Annotated in this window: 14 protein-coding genes and 1 pseudogene; 11 read left to right on the top strand and 4 right to left on the bottom strand. The window is 44.4% G+C overall.

The features are described from left to right. Positions 1–52 precede the first annotated feature (52 nt). Positions 53–283, bottom strand: coding sequence for a type II toxin-antitoxin system CcdA family antitoxin (locus IM507_RS01365; RefSeq protein ID WP_002732463.1), 231 nt, complete (start codon positions 281–283; stop codon positions 53–55). Between the two features lie 548 nt (positions 284–831). On the opposite strand from IM507_RS01365, the gene lepA reads away from it, so the two are divergent. The 10 genes and pseudogenes from lepA to kdpC all read left to right on the top strand — a co-directional run bounded on the left by lepA (position 832) and on the right by kdpC (position 14,174). Then, positions 832–2,643 carry a translation elongation factor 4 gene (lepA, locus tag IM507_RS01355; RefSeq protein ID WP_002762209.1) on the top strand — a complete coding sequence of 604 codons (1,812 nt, stop codon included), beginning with the start codon at positions 832–834 and terminating at the stop codon, positions 2,641–2,643. 55 nt (positions 2,644–2,698) lie between these two features. Next, positions 2,699–3,877, top strand: coding sequence for an AAA family ATPase (locus tag IM507_RS01350; protein ID WP_069474508.1), 1,179 nt, complete (start codon positions 2,699–2,701; stop codon positions 3,875–3,877). A 386-nt stretch (positions 3,878–4,263) separates the two neighbouring features. Continuing rightward, on the top strand, positions 4,264–6,078 hold the full coding sequence (locus tag IM507_RS01345; protein ID WP_002733975.1) for an ABC transporter ATP-binding protein: 1,815 nt from the start codon (positions 4,264–4,266) through the stop codon (positions 6,076–6,078). Between the two features lie 57 nt (positions 6,079–6,135). Then, positions 6,136–6,555, top strand: a complete 420-nt coding sequence (locus tag IM507_RS01340; RefSeq protein WP_002734645.1) for a hypothetical protein — start codon at positions 6,136–6,138, stop codon at positions 6,553–6,555. Positions 6,556–7,774: 1,219 nt separating this feature from the next. Then, the gene (kdpA, locus tag IM507_RS01335) at positions 7,775–9,520 is read left to right on the top strand and encodes a potassium-transporting ATPase subunit KdpA (protein ID WP_287636375.1); all 1,746 of its coding nucleotides are present in this window, start codon (positions 7,775–7,777) and stop codon (positions 9,518–9,520) included. Between the two features lie 234 nt (positions 9,521–9,754). Then, positions 9,755–11,914, top strand: a complete 2,160-nt coding sequence (gene kdpB, locus IM507_RS01330) for a potassium-transporting ATPase subunit KdpB (RefSeq protein WP_287636373.1) — start codon at positions 9,755–9,757, stop codon at positions 11,912–11,914. Then, positions 11,914–12,192 (top strand): annotated as a pseudogene (locus IM507_RS01325) (HindVP family restriction endonuclease); the annotation flags it as partial. The gene kdpB and the pseudogene IM507_RS01325, both read left to right, overlap by 1 nt. A gap of 6 nt (positions 12,193–12,198) precedes the next feature. Then, the gene (locus tag IM507_RS01320) at positions 12,199–13,137 is read left to right on the top strand and encodes a DNA cytosine methyltransferase (RefSeq protein ID WP_287636382.1); all 939 of its coding nucleotides are present in this window, start codon (positions 12,199–12,201) and stop codon (positions 13,135–13,137) included. Between the two features lie 174 nt (positions 13,138–13,311). Next, a complete protein-coding gene (locus IM507_RS23375) occupies positions 13,312–13,518 on the top strand; it encodes a potassium-transporting ATPase subunit F (RefSeq protein ID WP_071590266.1) in 207 nt (68 codons plus the stop codon). Between the two features lie 2 nt (positions 13,519–13,520). Then, the gene (kdpC, locus tag IM507_RS01315) at positions 13,521–14,174 is read left to right on the top strand and encodes a K(+)-transporting ATPase subunit C (RefSeq protein ID WP_002732294.1); all 654 of its coding nucleotides are present in this window, start codon (positions 13,521–13,523) and stop codon (positions 14,172–14,174) included. A gap of 130 nt (positions 14,175–14,304) precedes the next feature. Here the strand turns inward: kdpC and IM507_RS01310 are convergent, their stop codons facing one another. Further along, positions 14,305–14,988 carry a YdcF family protein gene (locus tag IM507_RS01310; protein ID WP_123230173.1) on the bottom strand — a complete coding sequence of 228 codons (684 nt, stop codon included), beginning with the start codon at positions 14,986–14,988 and terminating at the stop codon, positions 14,305–14,307. A gap of 4 nt (positions 14,989–14,992) precedes the next feature. Next, entirely contained in the window at positions 14,993–17,632 is a 2,640-nt protein-coding gene (locus IM507_RS01305) for a DNA gyrase/topoisomerase IV subunit A (protein ID WP_123230174.1), read from the bottom strand. 82 nt (positions 17,633–17,714) lie between these two features. Between IM507_RS01305 and IM507_RS01300 the strand changes: the two genes are divergently transcribed. Then, entirely contained in the window at positions 17,715–18,119 is a 405-nt protein-coding gene (locus IM507_RS01300) for a response regulator (protein ID WP_002744345.1), read from the top strand. A gap of 78 nt (positions 18,120–18,197) precedes the next feature. On the opposite strand, the gene IM507_RS01295 is transcribed toward IM507_RS01300, so the two are convergent. Further along, a complete protein-coding gene (locus tag IM507_RS01295) occupies positions 18,198–18,890 on the bottom strand; it encodes a M15 family metallopeptidase (protein WP_287636372.1) in 693 nt (230 codons plus the stop codon). Between the last annotated feature and the right edge of the window lie 19 nt (positions 18,891–18,909).

Raw genomic sequence — 18,909 nt, 5'->3', positions numbered from 1 at the left:
AAAATATTTCAGTCTCTCCGTCGGGAAATAACCTATTAGAGACTGAAAAATCTTAGTCATTCCATTCCCCTTTGGGTGGTACGGGGGGATTGCGTCGAAGATGACGGGTTAAGTCCTCATCCGGTTGTTTCTCTCCTCTTAGCCACTGTTTAATCGCTGTTTCGATAATGCGACTAGGATCGTTAGTCAGGTGTTTAATCTGGTCTAAAACTTCCGAGTCAAGGTGAATAGCGATTTCAACTTTCTCCGCCGTGCGCTGAGTCGGTGTAGCATTGTCGTTCATAAGCTCTATTAATGATTGCTATCTATCATTCTACCCGTCAGTCGAGGATTCTCATCCAAGAGTTTATCGAGGATCTGCTGAAAAAAGTTTTTCGTGGTGGCAGGGTGTGGGGTGTAGGGTGTAGGGTGTGGGGTTTTACCGATTTTGAAGTAGTCAGTTACCTAATTTTCAGGGAAAAAGTCCAGGGATTTTGCCGCCGATCACTCCATAGGCACTTTTTGAGGGAAAAAAGTCTAAAAGCCTTATCCAACAAGGTTTTTAGATTTATTCAGCCAGCCCTATCTATAGTAATCCGATTTGGACAAATCATAGAGCTTTTCCTGAGCCATTGCCCTTTCCCTGATTTTGTCACCATAATCAAGCCTACCATAGTTTCCTGTGGATGCCGAGAGGGAAAGCTAAGGCCAAAACCCTGACTATACTTGCAGTTTAGCTTTTTTTACCTTTTACTTTTCGCTTTTGCTCCAGCCTTAGAGACTTTACCTCTACAATGAATTAAGGAATCTAAAATTTTATAAACCCCTGACTTTTGCCAACAGTGAACCACGATGACTGACGTTCCCGTTTCTCGCATTCGCAATTTTTCCATCATCGCTCATATCGATCATGGTAAATCAACTCTCGCCGATCGCCTCCTGCAAATTACGGGAACCGTAGCCCAACGGGAGATGAAAGAACAATTTCTCGATAATATGGACTTGGAACGGGAACGAGGTATCACCATCAAGTTACAAGCGGCACGCATGGATTATACCGCTAAGGATGGTCAAAAATACGTTCTTAATCTGATTGATACCCCCGGCCATGTGGATTTTTCCTACGAGGTTTCTCGGTCTCTAGCGGCGTGCGAGGGAGCTTTATTAGTTGTGGATGCGTCCCAAGGAGTAGAGGCGCAAACTTTAGCCAATGTTTACCTAGCACTGGAAAATAACCTCGAAATTATCCCAGTTTTAAATAAAATCGACCTACCCAGTGCCGAACCGGAACGGGTCGCAGCGGAAATCGAGGAAGTGGTGGGTTTAGACTGTAGTGAGGCGATTCGGGCCTCGGCTAAGGCTGGGATCGGTATTAATGATATTCTAGAGTCGATCGTCCAATTAGTTCCCCCTCCCCAAGATACCCTTGAAGAACCATTCCGAGCTTTAATTTTTGATAGTTATTACGACGCTTATCGAGGAGTAATTGTCTATTTCCGCGTCATGGATGGTCGGGTGAAAAAGGGCGATAAAATTCGTTTTATGGCTTCCGGTAAAGAATTTGTGATTGATGAATTGGGAATTTTATCACCGCAACAGGTACAGGTAAATGAACTTCACGCGGGAGAAGTGGGTTATCTGGCAGCCGCGATTAAAACTGTTGCTGATGCCCGGGTGGGTGATACGATTACTCTAACCGCTAAACCAGCACAAGAGCCTTTACCCGGTTATACAGAAGCAAAACCGATGGTTTTCTGCGGATTATTCCCCACCGATGCTGATCAGTATGCCGATCTCAAAGATGCGCTGGAAAAGTTAAAATTAAACGATGCAGCTCTATCCTACGAACCGGAAACTTCTAGCGCCATGGGTTTTGGTTTCCGTTGCGGTTTCTTGGGACTGCTACACATGGAAATCGTCCAGGAAAGACTAGAAAGGGAATATAACTTAGATTTAATTACCACTGCTCCCTCGGTAGTTTATCAGGTCACTACCACCGATGGGGAAATTGTCGAAGTGGATAATCCTAGTTTGTTACCTTCCCCACAAAAACGGGAAAAAATTGAGGAACCTTATATCCAAGTGGAAATGATTACTCCGGAAACCTATGTAGGCGCTTTGATGGAATTATGTCAAAGTCGTCGGGGAGTTTTCAAGGATATGCGTTATTTTACTAAAACTCGCACCGCTTTGATTTATGAGTTACCTTTAGCGGAAGTGGTGACGGACTTTTTTGATCAATTAAAATCTCGATCGCGCGGTTACGCTAGTATGGAATATCAATTAATTGGCTATCGGGAAAATGAGCTAGTTAAATTAGATATTATGGTCAATGGTGATCCCGTTGATGCTTTAGCGATGATCGTTCACCGGGATAAAGCTTATTATGTTGGTCGTGCGTTAACCGAAAAGTTAAAAGAATTGATTCCCCGGCATCAATTTAAGGTTCCCATTCAAGCAGCTATTGGTTCTAAAATTATCGCTAGTGAACATATTCCTGCTTTAAGAAAGGATGTCTTAGCTAAGTGTTATGGTGGTGATATTAGCCGCAAGAAAAAGCTGTTAGACAAGCAAGCAAAAGGGAAGAAACGGATGAAAGCGATCGGAACTGTTGATGTCCCGCAAGAGGCATTTATGGCAGTCCTAAAACTCGATCCTCAGTAAAATCTTGGGGTGAGAATTAACTCACCCTTTTTAGTTTTAGCAGTGGGGAATTATTATGAAACTTTTGAGATTATCCTATCAAGATTTATCCTCTGGATTAAGTATAGATTCTTGCAAATTTTTTCCAGATTTGAATTTATTAGTTGGTATCTCAGGTGCAGGAAAAACCTCGATTTTAAAGGCTATTAGTAATTTAAAAAGAATCGCTAACGGTGCATCCATAAATGGGGTGAAATGGGATGTGGAACTTTTAACCAATGATCATGTTCGTTATCATTGGTTGGGTGAATTTGAGGTTAGAAAAGCTCGTTCTCTCATCAAGATTGAAGAAGATGAAGTCAATAGTAATGACGGCGAAAATAAGGTTAGTATAATTAGGGAAACTCTTTTAAAAGATCAAGAGGTTTTGATCGAAAGAAACCAAGAGGTAATTGAGTTTAAACATTCAAAGACACCAAAACTACCATCTTATTTAAGCTGTATAGAGCTTTTCAATCAAGAAGAAGATGTTTTCCCTGTTCGACAGGAATTTAACAAAATGGTTTTCAATCCACTTAAGTTTAATATCTCATATTCAACATTTGGTAAAATCCTTAGAAACTACGAATATGCCGAATATAACTCTCTCTCTGAATTACAATCGAGTCAACTTCGTATTTCCGACAAACTGCTTATCACTTATAAAAAATATCCTGATACGTTCGAGATAATAAAGAGAAAGTTTTTAGATATTTTCCCTCAAGTTGAAGATTTAAAAATAGAATCTTTAGAGCCATCCGAACTAGGTGATCTGCTTGTTTCATTAACTAGAATTGGTTTACTTGAAGAGCTACCTCGCATACAAATAAAAGAAAAAAACTCTCATGTCTGGATTGTAGAACCAAATATCTCCTCTGGAATGATAAAAAGCCTGATGTTCTTAGCAACGATCGAATTATCTCCTGATGGCAGTGTTATATTAATCGATGAATTTGAAAATAGTTTGGGGGTTAACTGTTTGGACACTTTAACAGAAGATTTATTAGTTAATTATCGAGATTTACAGTTTATTATTACCAGTCATCATCCCTATATAATTAATAATATCAGTCCTGGCTATTGGAAAATAGTCACTCGTAAAGGAGGAGTAATTCAGGTACACAATGCGGCTGATTTTCATATTTCTAAAACTCGACAAAAAGCCTTTATTGATCTTATCAATGTCTTAGAAGAATTTCCTCAAGGAATTAGTTAATCGATGAATATTTATTTTTTAGTTGAAGGAAGAAGTACCGAAAAAAAGCTTTATAATACAGCGTATCGATAAAACCGAACACTTAAAAACCTTTCAGAAATTTATTAATTTTTGTGATAATATTCGTCAAAATTTTAGATAAATTGATCTCTGGTGCTTCTGCCAAGGATGAAATATAAGCTGATCTAGCATCGTCTCCTGACTAATAGCTGATTGAGAATACAAGACTATGACAAGGCTTTTGTCCTATAAATTTCTAGGTCGGCAGATTTTTGTAGTATTGTAGTATAATGGTAACTCCAGAAAAACAATCCCAAAAGTGCCTTTAGTCTTTTCAGTTAGCAGTTATCAGATAGAAGTTAAAAATTGGCAATTTACTTGATGTTATGGCTTCCTTACGCGATATTCTCAGTTACTATCGCAATTATCAAAAAGCCGCCTTTTTGAGCATTGCTGCCTCCAGTGTCTTTGAAATTATCGATCTGATGGTTCCCTACGCTGTCGGACAGATTCTTAATGTTCTTTCCGATCAACCTTTAGATGGATTCGTACAATCTTTGGTCGATCGCACCATGATTTTAACTCCCTTTGCCTCAGAAAAGTGGGTTAGTTTGGCGGTATTATTAGGCTTAATTTTCCTAACTACAGTAATTAAAGCACCAATTCAGCCTTGGCTGGGTGCATGGTTTCACTGGGAAATATCCTTAAGAGCGCGACGAGATCATCTCAAAAAAATTATTGCCAAAATTCTCACCTTACCTCTATCTTTTTACGATGAAAATAATCCGGGACGCATCGCTAACCGGATCGCCAAAGGGATAGAAAGTCATACTTGGACTTATCCCGAAGTGGCGGGAATGATGATCCCAAAATTGTTTAGAGTTTTGGGTATCTTTATTGTTATTTGGGTAATTCAATGGCAGATCGCCCTCGCTTTTGTTATTTCTTTTGTATTAATTCTAGCTTTTATTGTGAGAGATTTAAAAGATTTAATGCAAAAAGAAAGAATTCTTGATCGGCATATCGAAAATACCCAAAGTCGCAATTCTGAGATTATTACTAATATCAAAACTGTCAAAGCTTTTGCCACAGAAGGACAGGAGTTATATCGTCAGAAACAGCGTTTAGAGAGAGAATTTACCTACGTTATCTATCGCATTCATAAGGGTTATGTGGACTTAATTACTTGGGAAAAAACCCTCGTCCAAGCTAGTTTATTTGGAGTATTTTTCTTTACTCTCCTAGCCACCGTTCAACAGAAAATCTCGATCGGGCATTTTATCACCACCTATACCCTCGCTAGTATGGCCTATGCGGAATTAGATCCCCTATCCCAAATGGCAGAAACTTTTGCCCGTCGCTATGCTTCTATGGCACGTCTAAACGAATTTATCAACTTACCCAGTGGCACTGATGCCGGTAGTCTTTTAGCCGATCATGCCCAACATAATCCCTATCATTTTACGGGGAAAGTAGAATTAAGTAATCTTAGCTTTGGCTATAGTCCAGAAAGAACCATTCTCAAGGATATTAATCTGCTGATTGAACCCTATCAAACCGTGGCATTAGTGGGAAAATCGGGTTCAGGAAAATCCACTTTAGTTAAGTTACTTTTCCGCTATTTTGAACCGAATCAAGGGCAAATTATGATGGATGGCGAGGATATTCGTCGCTTAGATGTGACTTGGTATCGGCGACGGTTAGCGATTGTCCATCAAGAAGTAGATGTGTTTAATGGTACGGTGTTAGAAAATCTCACCTACGGTAATCCTAATATTAGCTTCGAGAAGGTAGCAGAAGCCTGTAAAATTGCCCGTGTCGATGAATTTATTCATGAATTACCTAATGGTTATTCCACTATTGTAGGGGAAAGGGGCGTGCGTCTTTCGGGGGGACAAAGACAGCGTTTAGGAATTGCTAGAGCTTTAATTGTCGATCCAGATGTGTTAGTTTTTGATGAGGCCACTTCTAGCTTAGATTATGAGTCAGAAAGAGCCATTCAACTAGCCATGAAATCCATTTTAGGCACTCGCACCACAATTATTATCGCCCACCGTCTCAGTACCGTTCGAGAAGCGGATCAAATTGTCGTCTTGGATAATGGTCGTATTGTCGAGATCGGTAGCCATGATCAATTATTAAATCAGCAGGGAATCTATCAACGTCTCCACTCTTTGCAAGAAAGCGGTGAACTGGTTTAGTCTTAAAATAGTCTCCGATAGCGGACCGAGAAAATATATCTAATGGGAGTTGATACTATGTCTAACGAAACCGTTACCTATTCCCTAGAAGCTGTTTTGACAAGGATTGAGGGGAAAATTGACAATCTCCAAAAAGATGTTAACCAAAAATTTGACAGTTTCCAAAAAGATGTTGACCAAAAATTTGAAAGTCTCCAAAAAGATTTTAACCAAAAATTTGAAAGTCTCCAAAAAGATTTTAACCAAAAATTTGAAAGTCTCCAAAAAGATTTTAACCAAAAATTTGACAAACTCGACGAACGATTAAATAAGCTAGAGGTGGGACAGGCAAAGTTAACTGAAAAGGTTGAGGGCATCGATAATCGCCTAAAATCAGTGGAAGGAACCCAAAAAAATCAGGTTTGGACATTAATTATTCTTTTGGCAAGTGCGATCGCTACTGCTGGTTGGAAAGTATTTTTTTCAGGTAATCCCTAGAATTAAACAGTGGCTATTAGTCACAGTTTCAAGTTTTGTCGGGTAGTGATTCGGTAGTAGTGGCGTAGCTCTCTTGCTTATCTAGCCTGAGTTGTGTAGAATATTTACTAATAAAAATAATTGCTTGATAAATGTTAAAAATTTGCTTTTTATGATTGCTATTTTTATCAATATCTTCTCTTGTATAATTAAACTTTGGTTAAATTATGATGGAGATTCAGAACATTTTCTTCTGACAAAAAATTAATAAACTTCAACATCTTGTTGTCCTAAATTCGGTTCTTATTTATGAAAATATAGCTGTCATACGTCATATTGGCGTAAATTTATTGTCCCAAGAAAAGACTGCCAGGGTAGGCATTGAGAACAAGCGACTTACTGCTGGTTGGAATAATCACTATCTGGAAACTGTTCTTGGTTGTCTTAATATTTCTACGAACTAAATGTTATTAAACTTTGGACAAAATAAAACCTAATTGGCGTAAAAGTTACACCAATTAAAATCCTACTTTTTTTGTTACTATCAGTTGCTGTTGGAAAAATCAGTTCGTTGGCTTATAGTTTATAATACCAGCTTTGTTTTTTGATTTTGCTTTGTTTGATAACGAATCAGATGACAATGGTGCGGAATCAATATTGGTTATGGCAAAACGCTCCTAAGAACCGCTATTTTTCAGCTTTTTTACGCGCTGAGAAAGAGGAGATATTGTCTCCAATTAGATTTGCGTAAAAGGGCTCTTCTAGAGTAGCTATGATATTTTAGCAGAAAATAGTCCACACAAGCTTTGCCAAGTAAGGCTCACCAGAATTAAAAAAAGCAATTTTAATAAAAAAGCTTTTTGCTTTGTTCGATCCTAGTCTATTTAAGGGTTTAGGCTCATTGAAACTACTAATTTGCCATAACCAGTCTAGGAGAACCCGTAAATTTTACGCAAATCTTTTTTTCTTTGTCCAAAGTCCAAAAATGTTAAGAATTGTGTGCGACTGCCCTGAAATCGCTATAATCATCCCAGCAGAGGCGATAGTAATCCCTCGATCATCCACTGGTTAACGATCGCTAATAATTAGACAAACTTGGTTTTCTCAAGCGGTTTCGAGACAGCGAACCCCTGAGTTTCCCGGTCGACCATGGACGGTGAGCTTGTCGAATCCGTCGATTGAGCCGCCACATTTCCACAAGCTCAATGACCACTAGCCTTTTTTCGGAGTCGATCGAACCATGTTGCAAGGATGGATTCAAATCGCGCTCACGATCCTGATAATCGTGGCAATCAGCCCCTTTTTCGGGCGCTATATGGCGAGGGTTTTCATGGAACGGAGAACCCTACTCGACCCACTGTGCGATCGAGTCGAGAGTCTTCTTTACAGCTTCGTCGGGGTGAAAGGGAAAGAGAATATGACCGGCTGGCAGTACCTCCGCGCCGTTCTCTACAGTAACGCGGTGATGGCAATTCTGGTTTTTTCCCTGATTGCGGGCCAAGAAGTCCTTCCCCTCAACCCGACGGCGATCCCCGCTCCCACTTGGGACACCACGCTACATACGACGATTTCCTTTATCACCAACACCAACCAACAGCATTATTCCGGAGAAACCACCCTCAGCTACGCGAGTCAGATCTGGGGACTCGGCTACCAGATGTTCACCTCGGCCGGAACCGGTCTAGCGGTGGGGATCGCCTTTATTCGGGGACTGACGGGGCGACCGTTGGGCAATTTCTACGTGGATCTGATCCGAGCGATCACCCGTATCCTCTTACCGATCTCGATCGTGGGGGCAATTGCCCTGATCATCGCCGGAGTTCCGGAAACCCTCGCTGGCCCAGCGATCTTGCCGACGCTAGAAAACCCCAACCTGAGTCAGGCGATCGCCCGCGGTCCGGTGGCCCACTTCGAGATTATTAAGGAATTGGGAGAAAACGGCGGGGGATTTTTCGCCAGCAACTCGGCCCACCCCTTTGAAAACCCGAACGGATTCGTCAATCTGGTGCAGTTAGTGGCGATTTTATCGATTCCGTCCTCGTTAATCTATACCTACGGGGTTTTCGCCGATAATCTCAAGCAAGCTCGGTTAATCTATCTAATTCCCCTCGGTATATTCATCGGCTTTACGATCATCACAGCGATCGGGGAATATAACGGCAACCAGGCGATTAACTCGCTGCTAGGGGTCGATCGAGCGGTTAACTTTGAGGGCAAAGAAGTACGCTTCGGTTGGGCGCAATCGGCCTTGTACGCGGTAACTACCACGGCCACCATGTGCGGTGCGGTGATCGCCATGCACGATTCCTTGATGCCGAACGGCGGCTTCGCCACCCTCTCGAATCTGTTCCTGCAAATCGTTTTCGGAGGCCAGGGAACTGGCACCGCCTACCTGTTTGCCTATCTAATCCTCGCAGTATTCGTCACCGGGCTAATGGTGGGAAGAACCCCGGAATTCCTCGGGCGCAAAATTGAGAAACGGGAAGTGGTGTTAGCGAGTTTTTTAATTCTGCTGGTTCACCCGATCGCCATCCTTATCCCCGGAGCGATCGCCCTTGCTATCCCTGATTTTCAAGGCATCAGTAACCCCGGCTTTCACGGATTATCTCAAGTTATCTACGAGTACGCTTCCGCCGCCGCCAATAACGGATCGGGCTTCGAGGGACTAGGAGATTCCCAGCCCGCACCACTTGCGATCGCGGCTGGGGCGAAACCGACGATGACCGCTCTCTGGTGGAATCTGAGCGCCTGCTTCAGTTTACTCGCCGGACGGTATATTCCGATCGCCGCCCTGCTCTTCTTAGCCGATGGGATGTCCCGCAAACAACCGGTTCCCGCCACCACCGGAACCCTCCGCACCGATACCGGACTCTTTACCGGCGTGACGGCGGGGGTGATTTTAATTCTCGGTGCGCTCACTTTCTTGCCGATATTGGCCTTGGGTCCGATCGCGGAAGCCTTTCAAATCACCCGGATGATCGGCTAGGAGTTTAGACAGGGTTTGCGGCAAAAAGTTTTTCCGGGGGGTAGGGTGTGGGGTGTGGGGTGTGGGGTGTGGGGTTTTACCAGTTTTGAGGTGGCCAATTACCTAATTTTCAGGGAAAAAGTGCCTAAATTTCCCCCCGATCACTCCCATATCCAGTACTTTTTGATTGACAAAAGGTCTAAAAGTCTTACCCAACAAGGTTTTTAGATTTATTCAACCAGCCCTAGATAATTTATGAGAACGAACAGAGGAAATTCTAAGTCCCCCCGCCCGTTGCGAGTGCCGAGAGGTCGCCGGGACGACCGCCGCCATACCCCCAAGGTAAACCGGACCGGTCTCTATCAAAGCGCGATCCGGCAGTCCTTCCTCAAACTCGACCCGCGCATCGCCGTGCGTAACCCTGTCCTATTCGTGGTCTGGTTGGGAACAATCGTCACGGCCCTGGTGACGATCGACCCGCATCTATTCGGCACGATCGCAGGGGATAGGGGACAACAACGGCTACTTAACGGCATCATCACCCTGATCCTCTTCTTGACGGTGCTGTTTGCCAACTTCGCCGAGGCGATCGCAGAGGGACGGGGAAAAGCCCAGGCCGATGCCCTACGCTCCACCCGCAGCGACACGATCGCCCGAAAAATCCTGGCCGACGGCTCGATCGAGTCGGTCAGTTCCACGGCCTTGCATCGGGGCGATCGGGTAAAATTGCTGGCCGGGGACGTGATTCCCGCCGACGGGGAAGTGATCGAGGGAATCGGTTCGGTGGATGAATCGGCGATCACCGGAGAATCGGCCCCCGTCCTCAAACAACCCGGCACCGACATCGCCAGTTCCGTCACCGGTGGTACGCGGCTTCTCTCGGACGAGTTGACAGTGCGGATCACCCAAGATCCCGGCCGGGGTTTTATTGATCGCATGATCTCCCTTGTGGAAGGGGCCGAGCGCACGAAAACCCCCAACGAGATCGCCCTGACGGTACTTCTGGCCGTGTTAACCCAGGTCTTTTTAATTGTCGTGGCCACGATTCCCTCGATCGGGAACTATATCGCTGGTTTTCTGGAAACGAGCCTCGGGCCGGCGGTTGCGGATACCTTTCGGGCCGGCTCCAGTATCGCCATCTTGATCTCCCTCCTCGTCGCCCTCATTCCCACGACGATCGGCGGTTTATTGAGTGCGATCGGTATCGCCGGCATGGATCGTGTGGCTCAGTTTAATGTCATCGCCACCTCTGGACGCGCGGTGGAAGCCTGCGGCGACGTAAATACCCTCCTTCTCGACAAAACGGGAACAATCACCCTCGGCAACCGGCTAGCTGACGAATTTATCCCCGTCAACGGTCATAACCTCGAGGAATTAGCCCGCGTCTGTCTAGCGGCCAGCCTTTTCGACGAAACCCCGGAAGGACGCTCGATCGTTGCTTTAGCCCGGAATTTGGGCGCAAACCTCGATATCGATGGCCAACCCGGCGAGGCAATCCCATTCTCCGCTCGTACCCGCATGAGCGGCACCGATAGGGACGGGGAGGAATACCGTAAGGGAGCCGTAGACGCGATTAAAGGTTTCGTCCGTTCCCGCGGTGGTTCCGTTCCCGATACCCTCGATGAGGCACAGGAAAGGGTTTCCCGTTTGGGGGGGACTCCCCTCGCCGTCTGTCGGGGTAACGATATCTACGGGGTGATCTATCTCAAGGACATCGTGAAGCCGGGATTAAAAGAGCGTTTCGACCAATTACGGCGCATGGGTGTGAGAACGATCATGCTCACCGGCGACAACCAGATCACGGCCTCGGTGATTGCGGCGGAGGCGGGGGTGGATGATTTTATCGCCGAGGCCACCCCAGAAGATAAGATCGAGGTGATCCGTCGCGAGCAAGCCAAGGGCAAGTTAGTTGCTATGACGGGAGACGGTACCAACGACGCACCCGCACTGGCCCAGGCTAATGTCGGTGTGGCGATGAACTCCGGAACCCAAGCGGCGAAGGAGGCGGCCAATATGGTGGACCTCGATTCCGACCCGACCAAGCTGATCGATTTAGTGACCATCGGCAAACAGTTATTAATTACCCGCGGCGCCCTGACCACGTTTTCGGTAGCTAACGATATCGCGAAGTATTTCGCCATTATCCCGACGATTTTCGCCGCTGCCGGGATCGGTGCTTTAAATATCATGGGTTTGAAAAGCGCTCAATCGGCGATCGTCTCAGCCCTGATCTACAATGCCCTGATTATCCCCGTTTTGATTCCCCTAGCACTTAAAGGCGTTCAATTTCGCCCGCTCACGGCTGACCAACTATTGCGGCGCAATATCCTCATCTACGGCGTGGGAGGCATGATTGCGCCGTTTATTGCTATTAAGATTATTGATGAGATAATTTCAGCGATCGGGTTGAGGTAATGGCAAAATCGGCAATATTTAAGCCTAGTTTATTCGGATTGAAGCACTCGAATCGGGATTTTACCCAAAAAGAAACCTGGGGTAAAAATCAATTTAACTCCTCATTTCCAGCTTCTTTGTGCGCTTACTTAGATGGGAAAGGACTGAAAAATGTATATCTGAAACTCGATAAAAATTTAAAAATTCAACTGGCGGAGTTAAGTACAAAAGAGTTATACGGTCTAGCTCCCGATTCCGATAATTTATTTTATGCTTTCGAGAGTCAATTTAGAGGAGGGAGCAAAATGATCACAATCGATTTATTCGCTGGTTGTGGTGGTTTATCTTTAGGTTTCCAGAAAGCGGGGTTTACTATTGTGGCCGCATTTGATAATTGGATACCTGCTATAGATGTCTATAGAAATAACTTTAGTCATCCGATATTTAATGTCGATTTATCTAGAGAATCTAGCCAAGAAATATTGGCTCAATATAATCCTGAGATTATTGTCGGCAGCCCTCCTTGTCAAGACTTTTCCAGTGCTGGGAAGAGAGACGAGGGTTTAGGACGAGCGAATCTAACGCTCACATTCGCTGAAATTGTAACTAGAGTAAGTCCCCAATGGTTTGTTATGGAAAATGTGGATAGAATTGAGAAAAGTAAAATACTCATTCAAGCAAAACAAATTTTTAAAAGCCATGGTTATGGTTTAACTGAAAAAGTTATTAATTCTTGTTACTGCGGAGTTCCTCAAACTAGAAAAAGATATTTTCTGATCGGTAAAATGAAGGAAGAAGATGATTTTTTAATCGATGAAATTAATGAAAATCTATCAAGTCAACCTCTGACTGTATTTGACTATATGGGCAAAGAATTAGATATAGAATACTATTATAGACATCCTAGAAGCTATCAAAGAAGGGCGATATTCAGTATTTATGAACCTAGCCCTACTATTCGAGGAGTAAATCGACCAGTTCCCAAAACCTATCGACAACATCCCGGGGATGCTTGTCATCTTAAGGAAAAATTAAGACCGCTAACAACGAGGGAGCGAAGCTATATTCAAACTTTTCCTAAAGACTTTATTTTTGCTGGAACAAAATCTAATCTAGAACAAATGATTGGCAATGCTGTTCCTATTAATTTGGCTAGATATGTGGGCCAATGTATTCTTAACTATGAATTGAAAAAGGAGAACAAGACAACCTATCGACAACTACAGCTAAGTAAGTGGTTATAATTAAATTGAAAATAGATTTTGTCTTTGATCCCCCCTTAATCCCCCCTTGATAAGGGGGGTGTCGATCCCCCCTTAATCCCCCCTTGATAAGGGGGGTGTCTGATAATTTTTGACAACTACAGCTATTTTCTTGATTTACTGGCAAAAACAAATCGCCCAAAAACTCTAATTCTTATGAAAGTATCCCTTAGAAAATACCGATTTTTTTGGTATATTTTCTTAAATTTCTGTCTAACAATTCTTTTCTCCTCCATCGTTCAAGCTTCTACGGGAAGCACTATCGATAGGGGGCAATCCTTCGCATTAACCCTTTTAGGATTAGTCGCTTTTGCTTTATTTATCTACCTATTCCTTGTCATCTTTATACCGGAGAGGTTTTAATCATGAGTTTTGCACGCGATGCCGGTAGAGCCATCCGTTCTACCCTAGTTCTCTGGGTGATCACTGCGCTGATCTATCCTTTCTCGATGATCGCCATCGGTCAAATTCTTTTTCCCTGGCAAGCGAACGGGAGTTTAATTACCAATAATCAAGGTCAAGTGGTGGGTTCGGCTCTAATTGGGCAACCTTTCACCAGTGATCGCTATTTTAATAGTCGTCCGAGTACCACCGACTACAGTACGGCCGATCCGAAAAACGATCCTAACAAGATCTTGCAAACCGGAATTTCGGGAGCGAGTAACCTAGCTCCCAGTAACCCTGTATTGATCGATCGCATTAAAGGAAAACCCGATCCTGATCCGGCGAAAGCTATAGAGGGGGAGATTCCCCGATTAGAGAAAGCGGGAATCAAACCCACCGCAGCTCTGGTATATACCTCCGGTTCCAGTCTCGATCCCCATATCACCCCAGAGGCCGCCAGAGCGCAGATCGAGCGGGTGGCGCAGGTGCGGGGATTACCGACGAATCAAGTGGAGATACTGATTATCAAAAACACCGACGAGCGCTTTCTCGGCATCTTCGGCGAACCGGGGGTTAACGTGCTGAAACTGAATCTGGCTCTAGATGCGATCGCAAATTCCCGATCGGGTTTCTGATACTAAATCCTGTTTAAAAGGGATAGGGAAGTGACAAATGGGAAGAGAGAGTTTGCCTTTAAAAACCCCAACTTAGTGGATTTACAAACATGGGATGCAGCCGCTAAAAAACTAACTGGGAGAGGATGGTTTAGCTGATCTTACCTTGATATTCACATTGAAAACCTTGATCGCGCCAAGCTTCTAAATCAACGGAATTTAAGGGAATGACTTGCCAACAGGGGGGAGAGATTAATTGTCCGACAAAAGCCCAAATTATACTTCTAGTCACATCTAAACCAGTTTTTAGCTTTGATTCGTGATTACCAGGGATACCAATTTCTCGGACTGCATCAATTTCTACTGCTATACCGTGGGATTGCAAGTGAATTTCTGCTAACCATTTAGCGCGGGGTAAATGAGTAGGAGAAGTGACAACTTTTACTTTATGTACTCCCCATTGTTTTAAAATTGGCACGGCAAAGAAAAAATTGCCGAAGGTAGAATTAGCACACTTTTCTAACCAGACGTTAGTTTTTGGTGCTTTTGCTCGTTCAAATAGTAATAAAATACAGGGATCTTTCGAGCCTTGGGAAATTAAAATCGGTATATTGGGGTATTGCTTGGCCAGATTGGCCACATAAATTTCCCGACGAATGCTGCCCCCCAAAACTAAGATGGCATCAACGGGTTTTTGTTGATTAATTGGCCAGCGGATGGCTAAATTAATCGCTAAATTAAGGATAATAAACCCAAAAACCAGAATTAGAGTTAGTTTTAACCATTTTTGCCAATTTCGGTGTTTACGAGCAACATTTTTCGGTTTTTTCGCCATTGACTTAGAGATGGTGTAACAATTGTGCTTTGATAATTTTTTCTGTGGGGTTGAGTTTGACTAATTGTGAACCTGTCCCGTCTTTACCCGTGACTGCCACAGTTTCCACCTCTAAGGGTAGTTTTCGATTCTGATTGGTACTCAATAACACTATACTCCCCGCCCGCGCCGCTACCATGGCCGCTAAACTATCCTGTTTGTTGACGAATTGTAAAGCGGGTGAACCAAGATCGCCTAATTGTGATAGGCGTAAATTCTCGATCGCCAGTCTTTTTCCGTAACCTAATCCCGAAATCAGCAGCAGATTTTCCCGATGGGAGAGAGAAACACAGCCAGCTAGATGTTCCCCGTAGCGCAATCGCAAAATTGCTAAACCCTGGGCAGATTTACCCATAATTGGCAATAATTCCTCGCGCACAGGATAACGCAACACCCGACCGCTACTGGTGGCGATCGCTAAGTCTAGGCCTTCGTGAGTAAAAATAGCACCATATAGGCGATCATCTTCTTTCAATTTCATCAGGGACAAACCCCGACTACCAACCCCCTCCAATTCATTGATGGGAAGTCGCTTTATTCGCCCCTGTTGACTCAGTAAAAGCAATTCTTGATTTTTTTGAGGTTCCGTCAAGAAAAATTGATTTAACACCGCTTCTGACTCTTTTTGGGCGGTTTTGGTCAGCAGACTGGAGATTAACACCGGTTGATTCGCTTGCGGGGGGACTTCCCGGATAGCAATCGGGTAAGCTTTAGCATTATCGAGGATAACTAGAAAATTTTCCCGTTTTTCGATCGCCTGTTGATAGATAATTAAACCCCGGTCCGGCGCTCGCTCTTCCGGTGTCGTCCAACTAATTTTATCTTCTGCATCAAGCAATAAAATCGCATTTTCTGGGGGTTCTTGGGGCGTAAATAGGCTTAAACTCGGTGCATTCTCACTCTCAGGCTTTTTCTTAACTTTATTCTCCTGTTTTTTAACTTCTGCCTTCAAAGAGGGTGTGGGGTGTGGGGTGTGGGGTGTAGGTAAGGAAACCTCTTTCGTCTGTGGGGGTGAAAATTTTTTCATCGGGACTGTCTCCTGTTTTTTCACCACAGAATCCTGTTTCTTCCCTTCTGTCTCCTGTCTCCTGTCCCCCGACTTGCCGGTGCGAATTTTTGTCCGTCTGCTATCGGCGAATTTTTTCTTTAAAGAGCGCAATTCTTTTTTCAGAGACTTGAGAAACTCCTGACGGTTATGGAGGAGGGTTTCTAACTGTTGAATTTTTGTTTGTAATTCCGTCGCTTCCGTCTCTAACTTTTGTCTTTCCAAACCGGTTAAACGACGCAGAGGCATAGCTAAGATAGAATCAGCTTGAGGGTCACTAATGCCCAATTCTGCCTGAAAACGATACTTAGCCGTCGTCCCATCGGGGGCATTTTTGAGAATATCCACCACTCGATCGATATTCTGCAAAGCTAATAATAAACCCTCGACTAAGTGTAAGCGATCGCTGGCCTGTTGCAACTCATCGCCATACTGACGAGTGAGAGTCGTTTCTCGAAAGTGCAAGAATTCCTGTAAAACTTGTTTTAAAGACAACTGCCGGGGTTGATTATCGACCAAAGCCAGGATAATTGCCCCAAAATTAGTCTGCAGCGCTGTTTGTTGGTATAAAGCGGCCAAAACCTGCTGCGGTTGACTTTCCCGCTTTAATTCAATCACCACCCGAATGCCTTCGCGATTGCTTTCATCGCGGATATCGGCAATTCCCTCCAATTTTCCTAAATTAACTAATTCGGCGATTTTTTCAATCCATGCCGCCTTATTCACCTGAAAAGGCAACTCAGTAACCACAATTGCCGTCCTTTCCCTTCGGCGCTTGCCCTCAATGATAATTGTTTCAGTTTTCGCCACTCCGCGCACGGGAATAATCCCCCTACCGGTGCGATAGGCCTCGCGAATGCCGGTATCATCTAAAATCTCGCCTCCCGTGGGAAAATCGGGACCGGGGATAATTTCTACTAACTTTTCCTCGCTTAAATCGGGATTATCGATCAAAGCGATTAAACCTTCCACCACTTCCCCTAAATTATGGGGAGGGATATTAGTCGCCATCCCTACCGCAATACCCGAACAACCATTAAGAATCAGTATCGGTAACTGAGCGGGTAAAACAACGGGTTCCTGTTGAGAATTATCAAAATTACTGCTAAAATTAACGATAGCATCGCTAATTCCCCCTAAAACCGCCTGATCACCGATGCCGGCCAAACGGGTTTCTGTGTAACGCATGGCCGCCGGGGGGTCGTTATCGATCGAACCAAAGTTACCATGGCCCGATAAAAGTGGGTAACGACTGGAAAAATCCTGTACCATACGAACCAGTGCCTCGTACACTGACTGATCGCCGTGGGGATGATATTTACCCAAGACATCCCCCACCACCCGCGCACATTTGCGAAAAGGGCGATCGGGGGTTAAACCGAGTTCGTGCATAGCGTATAATATGCGACGATGGACTGGTTTTAATCCATCGCGTACATCCGGCAAGGCTCGCCCCACGATCACACTCATGGCATATTCTAGATAGGAGCGTTCCATCTCTTGGTGTAAGGCCGTGGGTATAATTTGACCAGTAGCTAAGAAATCCAGTTGTTTGGCCATGAGTCTCTCGTTTTTAATCTGTCTAGCTGTGAATCATAGGGCATTTTGCCCGTTTTAACCTTGTTTATCCCTGAGCTTCCCTATGACAACTGTTTTGATTGTAGAAGACGACCCGATAAATTTTCGCGTTTTTGCCAAAATTTTGACTAAACGAGGTGGTCTAGAGGTCAAAGGGACTGAAGACGTGGAAGAAGTGCTTCGTATTGCTCGGGACAAGAAAGCGGACGTGATCTTAATGGATGTCTCCCTCTCCCATAGTGTCTATGAAGGGAAAGCGGTAGATGGTATTAAAATCAGCCAAATTCTCAAAGCTAACCCCGAAACCGCCGATTTACCCGTTATTCTCGTCACTGCTCACGCTATGGAAGGCGATCGAGAGAATTTTCTCAAGCAGAGTCAGGCCGATGGTTATATTTCTAAACCAGTGGTTGATCACCAAGCTTTTGTTGAGCAAATCTTGGCGATCATCGATCAGAAGCCGGTCTAAGCTTTGAGTCTTGTTTTGTTAGTATATCAGTATTTATCTAGACCAGCTGCTTTCAGTTTACCCCTAACAGCTATCTCCCTAATCCTCAACTCTGCCATAGATAGCGTAGGGTCGATCGAGCGACCAGGCCCACATCTGATCCCCTAGGGAAAAATGCCACCATTCCCCCTTATGTCGGCTAAATCCCGCCTCCTTCATCACTTTAGCCAATAAAACTCGTTTTTGATGATAGCTCTGTTCTTGCGGGCTTTTTGCGGCGATATAATAATCGGGATGCGATCGCTCTCCGATCTCATCGATTTCTCCCCCCATGTTGATCGCTTGTCCCTTCTCGTCCACTAGGGTAATATCGATCGCCGCTCCGGTACTATGGGGTGGCGGGGTGGCGGCATTATCACTGGGAACCGCCCAAATAGTGTAAACTTCTGTTAAAATCGCTTGACTTTCTGCCTCCGATAGTTTCTCTTTGGCTAACCCTCTTGTGTCTAGGAGAGTCTGAAAACTATAATCGACCATAAATTGTTGCACTTCGATCGGTCGATAGGCATCAAAAATCAAAATTTGCCAACCGGGTTGATAGACTTGCAGACGGTTTTGAGCATCAATCAGGGGATTTAACACCCCTTGTCGCAAAAAATAGGGAGATTTACCGCGATAATTAGCTCCTAATTTCTCGTAAGCATGGGGAGAAGGGATAACAAACTTATCTGCGGGTATAGGTACTAGGGGTTCCCCACATTCACGAATAGGAATTTTTTGGTAGGGTTTCATCTCGTCATCGGGAAACAGT

It is taken from the genome of Microcystis sp. M20BS1 (genome assembly GCF_020245305.1).
Taxonomy (GTDB): Bacteria; Cyanobacteriota; Cyanobacteriia; order Cyanobacteriales; family Microcystaceae; genus Microcystis; species Microcystis ichthyoblabe_A.
Note: the sequence above shows the minus strand (reverse complement) of the source record. Positions and strands in the feature narration are given on the sequence as shown.

Excerpts from the sequence above, each read along its gene's own strand:
- kdpB (WP_287636373.1), top strand. The coding sequence starts at position 9,755 with ATGAGAACGAACAGAGGAAATTCTAAGTCCCCCCGCCCGTTGCGAGTG.
- IM507_RS01350 (WP_069474508.1), top strand. The coding sequence starts at position 2,699 with ATGAAACTTTTGAGATTATCCTATCAAGATTTATCCTCTGGATTAAGT.
- kdpA (WP_287636375.1), top strand. The coding sequence starts at position 7,775 with ATGTTGCAAGGATGGATTCAAATCGCGCTCACGATCCTGATAATCGTG.
- IM507_RS01295 (WP_287636372.1), bottom strand. The coding sequence starts at position 18,890 with ATGAAACCCTACCAAAAAATTCCTATTCGTGAATGTGGGGAACCCCTA.
- IM507_RS01345 (WP_002733975.1), top strand. The coding sequence starts at position 4,264 with ATGGCTTCCTTACGCGATATTCTCAGTTACTATCGCAATTATCAAAAA.
- kdpC (WP_002732294.1), top strand. The coding sequence starts at position 13,521 with ATGAGTTTTGCACGCGATGCCGGTAGAGCCATCCGTTCTACCCTAGTT.
- lepA (WP_002762209.1), top strand. The coding sequence starts at position 832 with ATGACTGACGTTCCCGTTTCTCGCATTCGCAATTTTTCCATCATCGCT.
- IM507_RS01320 (WP_287636382.1), top strand. The coding sequence starts at position 12,199 with ATGATCACAATCGATTTATTCGCTGGTTGTGGTGGTTTATCTTTAGGT.
- IM507_RS23375 (WP_071590266.1), top strand. The coding sequence starts at position 13,312 with ATGAAAGTATCCCTTAGAAAATACCGATTTTTTTGGTATATTTTCTTA.
- IM507_RS01340 (WP_002734645.1), top strand. The coding sequence starts at position 6,136 with ATGTCTAACGAAACCGTTACCTATTCCCTAGAAGCTGTTTTGACAAGG.
- IM507_RS01300 (WP_002744345.1), top strand. The coding sequence starts at position 17,715 with ATGACAACTGTTTTGATTGTAGAAGACGACCCGATAAATTTTCGCGTT.
- IM507_RS01365 (WP_002732463.1), bottom strand. The coding sequence starts at position 283 with ATGAACGACAATGCTACACCGACTCAGCGCACGGCGGAGAAAGTTGAA.
- IM507_RS01310 (WP_123230173.1), bottom strand. The coding sequence starts at position 14,988 with ATGGCGAAAAAACCGAAAAATGTTGCTCGTAAACACCGAAATTGGCAA.
- IM507_RS01305 (WP_123230174.1), bottom strand. The coding sequence starts at position 17,632 with ATGGCCAAACAACTGGATTTCTTAGCTACTGGTCAAATTATACCCACG.